The organism is Mycobacterium paraffinicum, assembly GCF_001907675.1.
Lineage (GTDB): Bacteria > Actinomycetota > Actinomycetes > Mycobacteriales > Mycobacteriaceae > Mycobacterium > Mycobacterium paraffinicum_A.
The window spans coordinates 77,645-90,754 of record NZ_MPNT01000002.1 but is presented as its reverse complement, the minus strand read 5'-3'; the positions used below and the strand labels follow the sequence as shown (position 1 = coordinate 90,754).

Annotated in this window: 13 protein-coding genes; 10 read left to right on the top strand and 3 right to left on the bottom strand. The window is 66.4% G+C overall.

Translation table 11 applies throughout. The annotated features are described in order from the left end of the window. The first annotated feature begins 5 nt into the window (after window positions 1-5). Genes BRW65_RS03075 through BRW65_RS03035 form a run of 9 tightly spaced genes read left to right on the top strand, consistent with a single transcriptional unit; the run spans window position 6 to window position 9,685 of the window. The gene (locus tag BRW65_RS03075; RefSeq protein WP_073871197.1) at window positions 6-848 is read left to right on the top strand and encodes an MlaE family ABC transporter permease; all 843 of its coding nucleotides are present in this window, start codon (window positions 6-8) and stop codon (window positions 846-848) included. Window positions 849-868: 20 nt separating this feature from the next. Further along, on the top strand, window positions 869-2,071 hold the full coding sequence (locus tag BRW65_RS03070; protein ID WP_073871195.1) for an MCE family protein: 1,203 nt from the start codon (window positions 869-871) through the stop codon (window positions 2,069-2,071). Beyond that, a complete protein-coding gene (locus BRW65_RS03065) occupies window positions 2,071-3,123 on the top strand; it encodes a virulence factor Mce family protein (RefSeq protein ID WP_073871193.1) in 1,053 nt (350 codons plus the stop codon). The genes BRW65_RS03070 and BRW65_RS03065 overlap by 1 nt, the downstream gene beginning before the upstream one ends. Further along, window positions 3,113-4,177: a virulence factor Mce family protein gene (locus BRW65_RS03060; protein WP_073871191.1), complete on the top strand. Its 1,065-nt coding sequence runs from the start codon at window positions 3,113-3,115 to the stop codon at window positions 4,175-4,177. The genes BRW65_RS03065 and BRW65_RS03060 overlap by 11 nt, the downstream gene beginning before the upstream one ends. Then, window positions 4,174-5,613 (top strand): virulence factor Mce family protein, encoded by a 1,440-nt coding sequence (locus BRW65_RS03055; RefSeq protein ID WP_073871189.1) that lies wholly within the window; start codon window positions 4,174-4,176, stop codon window positions 5,611-5,613. Before BRW65_RS03060 ends, BRW65_RS03055 begins: the two co-directional genes overlap by 4 nt. Further along, complete coding sequence (locus tag BRW65_RS03050; RefSeq protein ID WP_073871187.1) at window positions 5,614-6,768, top strand: virulence factor Mce family protein; 1,155 nt, start codon at window positions 5,614-5,616, stop codon at window positions 6,766-6,768. A gap of 12 nt (window positions 6,769-6,780) precedes the next feature. Beyond that, window positions 6,781-8,505, top strand: coding sequence for a virulence factor Mce family protein (locus BRW65_RS03045; protein ID WP_073871185.1), 1,725 nt, complete (start codon window positions 6,781-6,783; stop codon window positions 8,503-8,505). Beyond that, entirely contained in the window at window positions 8,505-9,194 is a 690-nt protein-coding gene (locus tag BRW65_RS03040) for a mammalian cell entry protein (RefSeq protein ID WP_073871183.1), read from the top strand. The genes BRW65_RS03045 and BRW65_RS03040 overlap by 1 nt, the downstream gene beginning before the upstream one ends. Beyond that, on the top strand, window positions 9,194-9,685 hold the full coding sequence (locus BRW65_RS03035; RefSeq protein WP_073871181.1) for a mammalian cell entry protein: 492 nt from the start codon (window positions 9,194-9,196) through the stop codon (window positions 9,683-9,685). The genes BRW65_RS03040 and BRW65_RS03035 overlap by 1 nt, the downstream gene beginning before the upstream one ends. On the opposite strand, the gene BRW65_RS03030 is transcribed toward BRW65_RS03035, so the two are convergent. The 3 genes from BRW65_RS03030 to BRW65_RS31150 form a co-directional block, all read right to left on the bottom strand. Further along, the gene (locus tag BRW65_RS03030; protein WP_073871179.1) at window positions 9,682-10,260 is read right to left on the bottom strand and encodes a hypothetical protein; all 579 of its coding nucleotides are present in this window, start codon (window positions 10,258-10,260) and stop codon (window positions 9,682-9,684) included. The two genes, BRW65_RS03035 and BRW65_RS03030, sit on opposite strands and share 4 nt — an antisense overlap. A gap of 84 nt (window positions 10,261-10,344) precedes the next feature. After that, a complete protein-coding gene (locus BRW65_RS03025) occupies window positions 10,345-11,811 on the bottom strand; it encodes an alpha,alpha-trehalose-phosphate synthase (UDP-forming) (protein ID WP_073871177.1) in 1,467 nt (488 codons plus the stop codon). After that, on the bottom strand, window positions 11,812-11,976 hold the full coding sequence (locus BRW65_RS31150; protein WP_102419489.1) for a hypothetical protein: 165 nt from the start codon (window positions 11,974-11,976) through the stop codon (window positions 11,812-11,814). 144 nt (window positions 11,977-12,120) lie between these two features. Between BRW65_RS31150 and BRW65_RS03020 the strand changes: the two genes are divergently transcribed. Then, window positions 12,121-13,044 carry an enoyl-CoA hydratase gene (locus BRW65_RS03020; RefSeq protein WP_073871175.1) on the top strand — a complete coding sequence of 308 codons (924 nt, stop codon included), beginning with the start codon at window positions 12,121-12,123 and terminating at the stop codon, window positions 13,042-13,044. The last annotated feature ends 66 nt before the right edge of the window (window positions 13,045-13,110 follow it).

Genomic DNA, 13,110 nt, shown 5'->3' with positions numbered 1-13,110 from the left:
ACTCGATGAGCTACGACGTCACCTATCGGCTGCGCACTCTCGCCTCCCGGTTGCAGGAGCCGATCGACGACTTCGGTGAGCAGGCCTTGTTCTACGGCCAGACGGTGCGGCACATCCCCCACGCGATCACCAAATACCGCAAAGAGACCGTCCGGCTGATCGCCGAAATGACAATGGGCGCCGGGGCGCTCGTCATGATCGGCGGCACGGTGGGTGTTGCCGCCTTCCTGACACTGGCCTCCGGCGGGGTGATCGCCGTGCAGGGTTACTCCTCGCTGGGCAACATCGGCATCGAGGCGCTGACCGGCTTCCTGTCGGCCTTCCTCAACGTCCGCGTCGTTGCGCCTGTCATCGCCGGCATCGCGCTGGCGGCCACCATCGGCGCCGGCGCCACCGCACAGTTGGGCGCCATGCGAGTGTCCGAGGAGATCGACGCCGTGGAATGCATGGCGGTGGAATCGGTGTCCTACCTGGTGTCCACCCGGCTGATCGCCGGCCTCATCGCGATCATTCCGCTGTATTCACTGTCGGTACTGGCCGCGTTCTTCGCCGCCCGCTTCACCACCGTGTACATCAACGGGCAGTCCAAGGGCCTCTACGACCACTACTTCAACACGTTCCTCATCCCGTCGGATCTGCTGTGGTCGTTCCTCCAGGCGATCGTGATGTCCATCGCGGTGATGCTGGTCCACACCTATTACGGCTACAACGCGCACGGCGGTCCGGTCGGCGTCGGCATCGCGGTCGGCCAGGCCGTGCGAACCTCGCTGATCGTCGTCGTCGTCATCACGTTGTGCATCTCACTCGCCGTCTACGGCGCGTCCGGTAACTTCAACCTCTCCGGGTAAGAGGACCGCTTAAAAGGGATATGGCAGAAACAGATACGCGACGTACCTCCGTCCGGTTGGCAGCCGCGGTGCTTGCCAGCCTGTTGGTGGCGTTCGCCCTCGTCACCTACCTGTCCTACTCGGCGGCTTTCGCTTCGATCGACACGGTGACGGTCTCGGCGCCCCGCGCCGGGCTGGTGATGGAGAAGGGCGCCAAGGTCAAGTACCGCGGCATCCAGATCGGCAAGGTCGAGGCCATCGACTACGCCGACGACCAGGCGCGGTTGACGCTCGGCATCAACAGCGACGACCTGCATTTCATCCCGTCCAACGCGATGGTGCACATCGCGGGGAACACCATCTTTGGCGCCAAGGCGGTGGAATTCCTTCCGCCGCAGAACCCTTCGCCGACCTCGTTGCGCCCGAACGCGCACGTCGCGGCCTCGGCGGTGCAGCTGGAAGTCAACACCTTGTTCCAGTCGCTGATCGACCTGCTGCACAAGATCGACCCGGTCGAACTCAACGGGACGCTGAGCGCGCTGTCCGAGGGCCTGCGCGGTCACGGCGACGACTTCGGCGGCATCTTGTCGGGCCTGAATACGCTGACGCGCCAGACCAACCCGAAGCTGCCGGCACTGCAGGAGGACTTCCGTAAGGCCGCGGTGGTTGCAAACACCTACGCCGACGCCGCCCCGGATCTCAACACCGTCTTCGACAACCTGCCGACGATCAACAAAACCGTCGTCGACCAGCAGAACAATCTCAACGACACGTTGTTGGCCACGATAGGTCTGGCCAACAACGCCTACGAGACGCTGGCGCCGGCCGAACAGAACTTCATCGACGCGATCAACCGGCTGCGGGCCCCGCTGAAGGTGGCGGCCGACTATTCACCGGAATTCGGCTGTCTGTTCGCCGGCATCGACCGCGGTATCAAGGAATTCGCCCCGCTGATCGGTGTTCGCAAGGCGGGTCTGTTCACGTCCTCGAGCTTCGTCCTCGGCGCGCCGGCGTACACGTTCCCGGAGTCCCTGCCGATCGTCAACGCGTCCGGGGGACCGAACTGCCGCGGGCTGCCGGACATTCCGACCAAGCAGACCGGCGGGTCGTTCTACCGGGCCCCGTTCCTGGTCACCGACAACGCCAACATCCCGTACGAGCCGTTCACGGAACTGCAGTTCGACGCGCCCTCGACACTGCAGTTCCTTTTCCACGGCGCCTTCGCGGAACGGGACGACTTCTAATGCCGGCCGGGGCCATGCCCACGCACCGCTCGATGATGATCAAGGTCAGCATCTTCGCGGTGGCCATGCTGCTCGTCTCCGCGGGACTGGTGGTGGTCTTCGGCGACTTCCGGTTCGGCCCCGAAAGCACCTACCACGCAACGTTCACCGATGTGTCGCGCCTGAAGGCGGGCCAGAAGGTGCGCATCGCCGGCGTGCCGGTCGGTGCCGTGTCCGGCGTGAAACTGAACCAAGACAACACCATCGACGTCGCGTTCGGAATCGACAAGCGCTATACGCTCTACTCCTCCACGCGCGCGGTGATCCGCTACGAAAACCTGGTCGGGGACCGGTATTTGGAGATCACCTCCGGTCCGGGCGAGCTGCGAAAGCTGCCGCCGGGCGGGACGATCAACACCCAACACACCCAGCCCGCGTTGGATCTCGACGCGCTGCTCGGCGGGCTGCGGCCCGTGCTCAAGGGGCTGGACGCTGACAAGGTCAACACGATCAGCAGCGCCGTCATCGAGCTGCTGCAGGGGCAGGGCGGCGCGTTGTCCAACGTGCTGGCCGACACCAGTGCCTTCTCTTCGGCGCTGGGTCAGCGCGACCAACTCATCGGCGACGTGATCGACAACCTCAACACGGTCCTCAAGACCGTCGATCAGCGCAGCGCCCAGTTCTCGGCCAGTGTCGACCAGTTGCAGCAATTGATCAGCGGACTGGCCAAGAACAAGGACGACATCGCGGGCGCCATCCCGCCGCTGGCGTCGACGACGACGGATCTGACCGAGCTGCTCAAGAATTCACGGCGGCCGCTGCAGGGCATCATCGAAAACACCCGGCCGCTGGCGACCGAACTGGACAACCGCAAGGCGGAAGTCAACAACGACATCGAGCAGTTGGGCGAGGACTATCTGCGGCTGGCCGCGCTGGGTGCCTACGGGTCGTTCTTCAACATCTACTTCTGCTCCGTGACGATCAAGATCAACGGCCCGGCCGGCGGCGACATCTTGATACCGTTCGGCGGCCCGGTCGATCCCAGCAAGGGGAGGTGCGCTTTTGTCAAGTAACGCAAACGGCGAGCGCGACCCGCTTCGCACCGGCATCTTCGGCGTGGTGCTGGTCGTGTGCGTCGTGCTGATCGCATTCGGTTACGCGGGATTGCCGTTCTGGCCCCAGGGCAAGATCTACGACGCCTATTTCTCCGACGCCGGTGGCATCAACCCGGGCAACGCGGTGTACGTCTCCGGCTTCAAGGTCGGCAAGGTGACCTCGGTCGGCCTCGCCGGCGACAGCGCGAAGATCAGTTTCAGCGTGGATCGCCATGTCGCCGTTGGCGATCAGTCGCTGGCCGCCATCCGAACCGACACCATCCTCGGCGAGCGCTCCATCGCGGTGACCCCGGCCGGCAGCGGCAAGGCGACCACGATCCCGCTCAGCCGCACGACCACGCCCTACACGCTGGCCGGCGCGCTCGAGGATCTGGGGCAGAACGCCAACAACCTGAACAAGCCCCAGTTCGAGCAGGCGTTGAACGTGCTGACCGACACGCTGCACGACGCGACCCCCCAGCTGCGCGGCGCGCTCGACGGTGTGACGACGCTGTCTCGCACCTTGAACCGCCGTGACGAGGCACTGCAAAGCCTTCTGGCGCACGCGAAGTCGGTGACTGGCGTGCTGTCCCAGCGCGCCGACCAAGTCAACAAGCTGATCGACGACGGCAACGAATTGTTCGCCGCGCTCGACGAGCGGCGGGCCGCCCTCGGCCAGCTCATCTCGGGGATCCAGGGCCTGTCGGCGCAGATCTCGGGGTTCGTCACCGACAACCGCAAGGAATTCGGTCCGGCGCTGAGCAAGCTCAACGACGTGCTCAGCAACCTCAACGAGCGCCGCGACTACATCACCGAGGCCATCAAACGGTTACCCACCTACGCCACTGAGCTCGGCGAGGTCGTCGGGTCCGGCCCGGGATTCAACGTCAACGTCTACGGCGTGATCCCCGCGCCATTGATCGCGACGATGTTCGACTTCTTCTACCAGCCGGGCAAGATGCCGGCCAGCCTCGCCGACTACCTGCGCGGCCTCATCCAGGAGCGCTGGATCATCAGGCCGAAGTCACCATGATCAAGCGCCTCGCCGGCAGCCGGGGGCTGCGCTACACCACCGCCATCGCGCTCATCGCGGCGTTGGTGGGTGGCGTGTACGTGCTGTCGTCGACCGGTAATACGCGAAGCGTCGTCGGCTACTTCACGTCCGCCGTCGGGCTCTACCCGGGAGACCAGGTCCGCGTCCTCGGTGTCCCGGTGGGTCAGGTCGACACGATCGAGCCCCGGCCCTCCGACGTCAAGATCACCATGTCGGTCTCCAAGGGCATCAAGATCCCGAAGGACGCACAGGCCATCATCATGTCGCCGAACCTGGTGTCGGCCCGCTTCATTCAGCTGACGCCGGCCTACACCGGCGGGGCGGTGCTGCCCGACGGCGGGAGCATCGGCCTGAGTCGCACCGGGGTCCCGGTGGAGTGGGACGAGGTCAAGGAGTCGCTGACCAAACTGGCCGTGCAACTCGGGCCGACCACGGGATCGATGCAGGGTCCGTTGGGCCGGGCGATCAACCAGGCGGCGGACACGTTCAACGGCAACGGCGAGTCGTTCCACAACGCCCTGCGTGAACTCTCGCAAGCCGCTGGGCGGCTGGGGGATTCGCGCAGCGACATCTTCGGGACGGTCAAGAATCTGCAGATTCTGGTCAACGCGCTGTCGGCCAGCAACGAACAGATCGTGCAGTTCGCCGGAAACGTCGCCTCGGTGTCTCAGGTGCTCGCAGACAGCTCGCGTCACCTCGACACCACTCTGGGCACGCTCAACAAGGCGCTGTCCGACATCCGGGGATTCCTGCACGAGAACAACTCCACCATCATCGATACGGTCAATAATCTCAACGACTTTGCCAAGACGCTGAGCGACCAGAGCGACAACATCGAGCAGGTGCTGCACGTCGCGGGCCCCGGCATCGCGAACTTCTACAACATCTACGACCCGGCGCAGGGCACGCTGAACGGCTTGTTGTCGATCCCGGAATTCGCCAACCCGGTGCAGTTCATCTGCGGTGGGTCCTTCGAAACGGCCGCCGGCCCGCGCGCTCCCGACTACTTCCGGCGCGCCGAGCTCTGCCGCGAGCGGCTCGGCCCGGTGCTGCGCCGGCTCACGGTGAATTACCCGCCGATCATGTTCCATCCGCTCAACACGATCACCGCCTACAAGGGCCAGATCATCTACGACACCCCGGAAACCCAGGCCAAGTCGGCCACCCCGGTGCCCGAGCTGACCTGGATCCCGGCCAACGGTGCCAAGACCCCGCCCGCCGCCCAGGACCCGGCGGACCTGCAGGCCTTGCTGGTTCCGACGGCGCCGCAGGCGGGACCGGCCCCGGCTCCCGGCCCGGCCTTGGGCAACGCCGGACCCGCGCCCGGCCCCGCTCCCGGGAGCGCCTTCGGGCCCCTTCCCGGACCGCCGCCGAGCCAGGCGACCCCGCCGCAGGGTAGCCAGGGGGGCGGCTAGATGAACCGAATGTGGTTGCGCGGCGGCGCTTTGGCGGCGGGCAGCGCGCTGCTGGCCGGCTGCCAGTTCAACGGGCTGAACTCGATATCGATGCCAGGCACCGCCGGGCACGGTGGCGGCGCGTACTCGATCACCGTGGATCTGCCCGACGTCGCGACGCTACCGCAGAACTCGCCGGTCATGGTCGACGACGTCACCGTTGGCAGTGTGTCCGGGATCGAGGCTGTGCAGCGCCCGGACGGTTCCTTCTATGCGGCAGTGAAATTGGCGCTGGACAAGAATGTCGTGCTGCCGGCCAACTCGACGGCGACAATCGCGCAGACGTCGCTGTTGGGTTCGATGCACGTCGACCTGGCGCGCCCGAAGGACAAGCCGGCGGTGGGCCGGCTGAAGGACGGGTCCAAGATCTCCGAGTCCAACACCGGCCGCTATCCGACCACCGAAGAGGTGCTGTCGGCACTAGGTGTGGTGGTGAACAAGGGCAATGTCGGTGCCCTCGAAGAGATCACCGACGAGACCTATCAGGCCGTCGCGGGCAGGCAGGACCAATTCGTCGACCTGGTGCCCCGGCTGGCGGAACTGACCGCCGGGCTCAACCGGCAGGTCAACGACATCATCGACGCGGTCGACGGCCTGAACCGATTCTCGGCGAGCCTGGCCCGCGACAAGGACAACCTGGGCCGCGCACTGGACACGTTGCCCGACGCGATCCGGGTGCTCAACAAGAACCGCGACCACATCGTCCAGGCGTTCTCCGCGCTCCACAAGTTGGCGAACGTCACCTCACACATACTCGCCGAGACGAAGGTGGACTTCGCCGCGGACCTCAAGGACCTGTATGCGGCCGCCAAGGCGCTGAACGACAATCGGAAGAACTTCGTCACCTCGCTGCAACTGCTGCTGACGTTCCCCTTCCCCAACTTCGGCATCAAGAACGCGGTGCGTGGTGACTACCTCAACGTGTTCACCACCTTCGACCTCACACTGCGCCGGATCGGTGAAACGTTCTTCACCACGGCATATTTCGACCCGAACATGGCCCACATGAACGAGATCCTCAATCCGCCGGACTTCTTGGTCGGCGAGATGGCCAACCTGTCCGGACAGGCGGCCGATCCGTTCAAGATTCCGCCCGGCACGGCTTCAGGACAGTAGGGGCGGACGCAGATGCATGACAAACTGACCAGGATCCAGCTGTGGATCTTCGCGCTGATCACGGCCATCACGTTGACGGTGATGGCGGTGTTCTACCTGAGATTGCCGTCGACGTTCGGCCTCGGAACGTATGCGGGCACGGCCGATTTCGTCGCCGGCGGCGGCCTGTACAAGAACGCCAACGTCACGTATCGCGGCGTCGCCGTCGGCCGGGTGGAGTCGGTGGGGCTCAACCCCAACGGCGTCACCGCTGGGATGCGGCTGAACAGCGGGACGCCCATCCCGTCGAACGTCACCGCCACCGTCAAGAGCGTGTCGGCCGTCGGTGAGCAGTACATCGACCTGGTGCCACCGGGTACGCCCGCAACGACCAAGCTGCGCAACGGCTTCCGCATCGAGCGGCAGAACACCCGGATCGGCCAGGACGTCGCCGACCTGCTGAAGCGGGCGGAGGCGTTGACCAACAGCCTGGGCGACACGAGGCTGCGCGAGCTGCTGCACGAGACGTTCACCGCCACCAACGGGTCGGGACCCGAGCTGGCCCGCCTGTTCGAGTCCGCCCGGTTGTTGGTGGACGAGGCCAACGCCAACTACCCGCAAGCGTCGCAGTTGATCGACCAGGCCGGCCCGTTCCTGCAGGCGCAGATTCGCGCCGGGGCCGACATCAAGTCGCTGTCCGACGGGCTGGCGCGGTTCACCTCCGAGGTGCGGCAGGCCGACCCGGAGTTGCGTTCGACGCTGGCCACCGCGCCGGGGGCGACCGACGAGGCCAGCACGGCGTTCTCCGGTATCCGGCCGTCCTTCCCGGCGTTGGCGGCCAGCCTGGCCAACCTGGGCCGGGTGGGCGTCATCTACCACAAGTCGATCGAGCAGCTGCTGGTGGTGCTGCCGGCGTTGTTCGCCGCGATCACTACGGCCGCCGGCGGTGCGCCCCAGGACGAGGGCGCCAAGCTCGACTTCAAGCTCGACCTCAACGACCCGCCGCCGTGCGCCGTCGGCTTCCTCCCGCCCCCGTTGATGCGCACGCCGGCCGATGAGACGGTGCGCGAGTTGCCAAGGGACATGTATTGCAAGGTCGCCCAGAACGACCCGAGCACGGTGCGCGGCGCGCGTAACTACCCATGCCAGGAGTTCCCGGGCAAGCGGGCGCCGACCGTGCAGCTCTGCCGTGACCCGAATGGCTACGTGCCCATCGGCCGCAACCCCTGGCGCGGTCCGCCGGTGCCGTACGACACCCCGGTGACCAACGGACTGAATGTCTTGCCGCCCAACAAGTTCCCGTACATCCCGCCCGGCGCTGAGCCGGATCCCGGGACGCCCATCGTCGGGCCGCCCCCACCGGGTGTGGTTCCCGGGCCGGGGCCGTTGCCCAACAAGCAACCGGCCTTCGACCCGCCACCGCCCAACGACAACGGGCCGCCACCGCCCTTCACGTCCTGGCAGCCGCCCGGGGTACCGCCCGTGCCGCCGCAGTTGCCGTATCCCAAGTGGCTGCCACCGCCGGCACCACCGGAAGGCATCAACCCGCCCCCGGCGGGCCCGGGACCGGAAAAACCGTGGGGGCCGCCGCCCGGCGGTCAACCGCAGGCCAGCGGGCCGGCGTATGCCACCTACGACGAAAAGACCGGCGCATTCAAGGACCCCGCCGGAGGCACTGGTATTTTCGCGGCCGGTGCTAGCGGCGCGTCGAGCGCCGAGAATTGGGTGGACTTGATGCTTGATCCGAGGCCGATGTAGTGGCAGACGAGCCAACGGCAACCGCGCGTGCGCGTCGTCGAGCCTCCCGTGCGGCCGGCCCCGCGAAGGCCGAGTCGACCGCGGCGGCGACGGTGCAGGTCGAGGCCGCGCCGGCGCAGCCGGCCAAGCCGGTCAAGACCTTCAAGTCCCTCAAGCCGCCGCAGCGGCGGCAGCCGCACCGCGCGCTGGTGGCATGGATCTCGTTCGCGGCCGCGCTGCTGGCCATCGGCGCGCTGGCCGGTTGCCTGGCCGTGCTCGTCGTCCAGCAACGGCACGCCAACGTCCAGCAGGCGCGCGACCAACGGTTCGTCGACACCGCGACGCAGACGGTGGTCAACATGTTCAGCTACAAGCAGGACAACATCGACGAGAGCGTGAACCGCTTCTACAACGGCACCAGCGGCCCGCTGCGCGGAATGCTGGGCGCCAACAACAACATCGAGAACCTCAAGGGCATATTCCGCTCCACCAGCGCGACGTCGGAGGCCGTCATCAACGGCGCGGCACTGGAGGGCATCGACAACGTCACCGACAACGCGTCGGTGCTGGTGTCGGTGCGGGTCACCGTCGCCGACATCGACGGCGTTAACAAGCCGTCCATGCCATATCGCCTGCGGGTCATCGTGCACGAGGACGAGCAGGGACGGATGACGGGTTACGACCTGAAGTATCCCAACGGGGGCAATTAATGCGGTGGCGGCGCCGGCTGCTCGTCGTCGCGGGCTACCTCCTGATCGTGGTGTTCGTCGGGTTGTCCGCGGCGGCCGGCTGGTTCTACTGGGGGCGGGTGCAGACGCGCGGCGAGGAGGCGGCGCGGGCCGTGCTGCCCGGCTTGGCCACCAAGGAGATACCCGAGGTCTTCGCCTACGACTATCAGACGGTGGAACGCAGCCTCAGCGACGCGTATCCGCTGCTCACCCCGGACTATCGCCAGGAATTCCGGAAAAGCGCCAACGCGCAGATCATTCCGGAGGCCAAGAAGCGTGAGGTGGTCGTCCAGGCCAGCGTCGTGGGAGTGGGCGTCATGTCCGCCAAACGCGAATCGGCATCGCTGATGGTCTACATGAACCGCACCGTGACCGACAAATCACGCCAGCCGCTCTACGACGGGAGCCGGTTGCGAGTGGACTTCAAGAAGGTCGGCAAGCAATGGCTGATCGCCTACATCACGCCGATCTAGTAGCACATCGCAATGCCGTTGCAGTACAACGGATAACGTTCGATGGGGCTGGGTGGCGGACCGGCCAGGGCCAGTGAGAACGGCGTCTTCGTCATTTCCGGCTGCATGCCGCAGACGGCGCCGTGCATGCTGGTGTGGGTGCCGCTCATGTTCTCGTCGCTGAAGGCATAGGTTTCGGTGGACGGCGCCGTGCCGCCGCCCGGACACGAAACGCCGTCTGATTTCTGGACTTTGAATGTCCACAACATACTGGTCATCCGGGCCCTGCCGCTGAAGTTCTGCAACTTGTCCGCGGTGCTGATCTGTTCGGCCGTCGAACTCACGATGTTCAGCGCGCAGTTCATCGCAAACACGATCGGGTCGTTGTAGTCGTTCATGTTTCGGGTTCCGGACGGCTGATCGCACAACGCCGTGATCGTCCAGGTCACCCCGGACACCCCCGCCTCGTTGTAGTTGTACTTACCATCCGGCGGCGGCCCCACCGCGTGTGCCGGGTCACCGGACTCCAGCGCGATTCCGATGGCGACTGCCGAGACGATGCCGGCGCCGGCGGCCAGTCCGCGACGGAGCTTCACGATGCCCTCCCTTCCCGACCTTCCCCTGCACCGATCATTCGAGTATCACAGCGTTTGCGCGGCCACACCATGGGTTCGCGCCGCTCACTCGGCCTCGCGCGGGTTCGCCAACGCGTCGAGGAACGACCGCGCCCAGCGGTCGACGTCGTGGGCCAGCACCTGGCGCCGCATGGACCGCATCCGGCGTCTGCCCTCCTCGGCGTTCTGGTTGAGCGCCGCTTCGATCGCGTCCTTGACACCGTCGAGGTCGTGCGGATTGACCAGGTAGGCCTGCCGGAGCTCGGCCGCCGCGCCGGTGAACTCCGACAGCACCAGCGCACCGCCGAGGTCGCTGCGGCAGGCGACGTACTCCTTGGCCACCAGGTTCATGCCATCGCGCAAAGGGGTGACCAGCATGACGTCGGCAGCCACGAAGAAGGCGATCAGCTCGTTCCGAGGGACCGGGCGGTGCAAGTAGTGCACCACCGGGTGGCCGACCTCCGCGTATTCGCCGTTGATGTGGCCCACCTGGCGTTCGATGTCGTTGCGCAGGATCTGGTAGCTCTCCACGCGTTCGCGGCTCGGCGTCGCCAGCTGGACCAGCACGGTGTCGTCGCGTTTCGCGCGGCCTTCCGCGAGCAGCTCGGAAAAAGCCTTGAGCCGCACGTCGATGCCCTTGGTGTAGTCGAGGCGGTCGACCCCCAGCAGCACCTTGCGGGGGTTACCCAGCTCGGCCCGGATCTCGCGGGCGCGGCGCCTGACCTCGCGGTCGCGGGCGGCCTGGTCGAGCGAGCCGGAATCGATGGAGATGGGGAAGGCCCCCACCCGGACGACGCGGGAACCGAGGTCGACCTCACCGAACCGCGATCGCACGCCGACCGAGCCGCGGGAGGTGTTGGCGCCGATCAACCGCCGGGACAGAATCAGGAAGTTCTGGGCGCCCCCGGCCAGGTGGAAGCCCACCAGGTCGGCGCCGAGCAAGCCCTCGACGATCTCGGTGCGCCACGGCAACTGCATGAACAGCTCCACCGGCGGGAAGGGGATGTGCAGGAAGAAGCCGATCGTCAGGTCCGGCCGCAGCTGCCGCAGCATCTTGGGGACCAGTTGCAGCTGGTAGTCCTGCACCCAGACGGTCGCGCCCTGGGCGGCGGCGCGGGAGGTGGCTTCGGCGAAGCGCCGGTTGACCTCGACGTAGCGTTCCCACCATTCGCGGTGGTAGATCGGCTTGACGATGACGTCGTGGTACAGCGGCCACAGCGTGGCGTTCGAGAATCCCTCGTAGTACTGGGCGATGTCGTCGGCGCTCAGCCGCACCGGTCGCAGCTCCAGGTCCTCCTGGACGATGGGCTCGTCGTCGAAGTCGGTCTCCTCCTCGGCGACGCCCGACCAGCCGACCCACGCGCCCCGCCTGCGGCGCAGCAGCGGCTCCAGTGCGGTCACCAGGCCGCCGGGGCTGCGTTTCCACGCCCGGGTGCCGTCGGGAAGCCGCTCCTGGTCTACCGGCAGCCGATTGGCGACCACCACGAAGTCGGAATTCCCGAAGGTTGAGTCGTGCCGGGCCCCGGGAGCCATCTACGCGTCGAGTTTTGCGGGCCCAATGCCGAGCATGGACAGGAAGACGCGGCACTCGTCGGCGTCGTTCGCGTACGCCGCGACGACTCGCCTGGCCTGGCTGGCGGTGCTGTCGGCGACCGGTTCGACGTCGCCGATCTCGCCAGGGTCAGATTTCGTAGCCATGACTTAACTGTAGGTGATGGGAGGATGAGCAGGTGGGCGAGGACTTGATGTTGGGATTCCCAGGTCCCACCCAGCCGGGGCGCGCTTACACACTGGCCGTAATGTGTAACGACGTCGAACCTGACAACGAGTGAGGTGGGCCAAATGACACTCTCAGAGCAAGCCGGTTCCCAGACGGGCAACTCCGATGCTGACGAGTTGGTGAGCTACGAAACCCTCGACGAGGGCCGCATCGCCCGGATCTGGCTCAACCGGCCCGAGGCGCACAACGCGCAAAACCGCGGCCTGCTGATCCAACTCGATGAGGCGTTTCTGCGCGCCGAGGCCGACGACACCGTGCGCGTGGTGATTTTGGCGGCGCGTGGTCGCAACTTCTCCGCGGGCCACGACCTGGGCTCCGAGTTGGCGATCGCCGAACGTAGCCAGTTGCCCAGCTTCCGCATCAACGGCGGGACGCGGGAACCGATCGTGGAGAAGATCTACCTGCAGGAGTGGCACTACTTCTTCCAGAACACCTGCCGCTGGCGCGACTTGCGCAAGATCACCATCGCTCAGGTGCAGGGCAACGCGATCTCCGCGGGCCTGATGCTGATCTGGGCGTGCGACCTGATCGTGGCCGCCGACAACGCCAAGTTCAGCGATGTGGTCGCGGTCCGGTTGGGCATGCCGGGCGTCGAATACTACGCCCACCCTTGGGAATTCGGTGCCCGCAAGGCCAAAGAGCTGCTGCTGACCGGCGATTCGCTGGACGCGGACGAGGCCTACCGGCTCGGCATGGTCTCCAAGGTGTTCCCCGTAGACGAGTTGGCCGAGAAGACACTGGAATTCGCCCGGCGCATCGCCGACCGGCCCACGATGGCGGCGTTGCTGGTGAAGGACTCGGTCAACGCCGCCTCCGACGCCATGGGATTCACCGAGGCGCTGCGACACGCGTTCCACATCCACGAGCTGGGGCATGCGCACTGGGCGGCCCACAACGAGAACCGGTACGCGGTCGGCCTGCCGCCCGACGTCGAGGACTGGCGCAACGCCAAGCCGACGCAGGTCGCCCGCCGCGACACGCCGTAGCGTCCGTCGTTCCGCCGGAGCGCCCGGTTGTCGCGCGGAGGCGGGCGATCGTCCATCGCTCGGGCG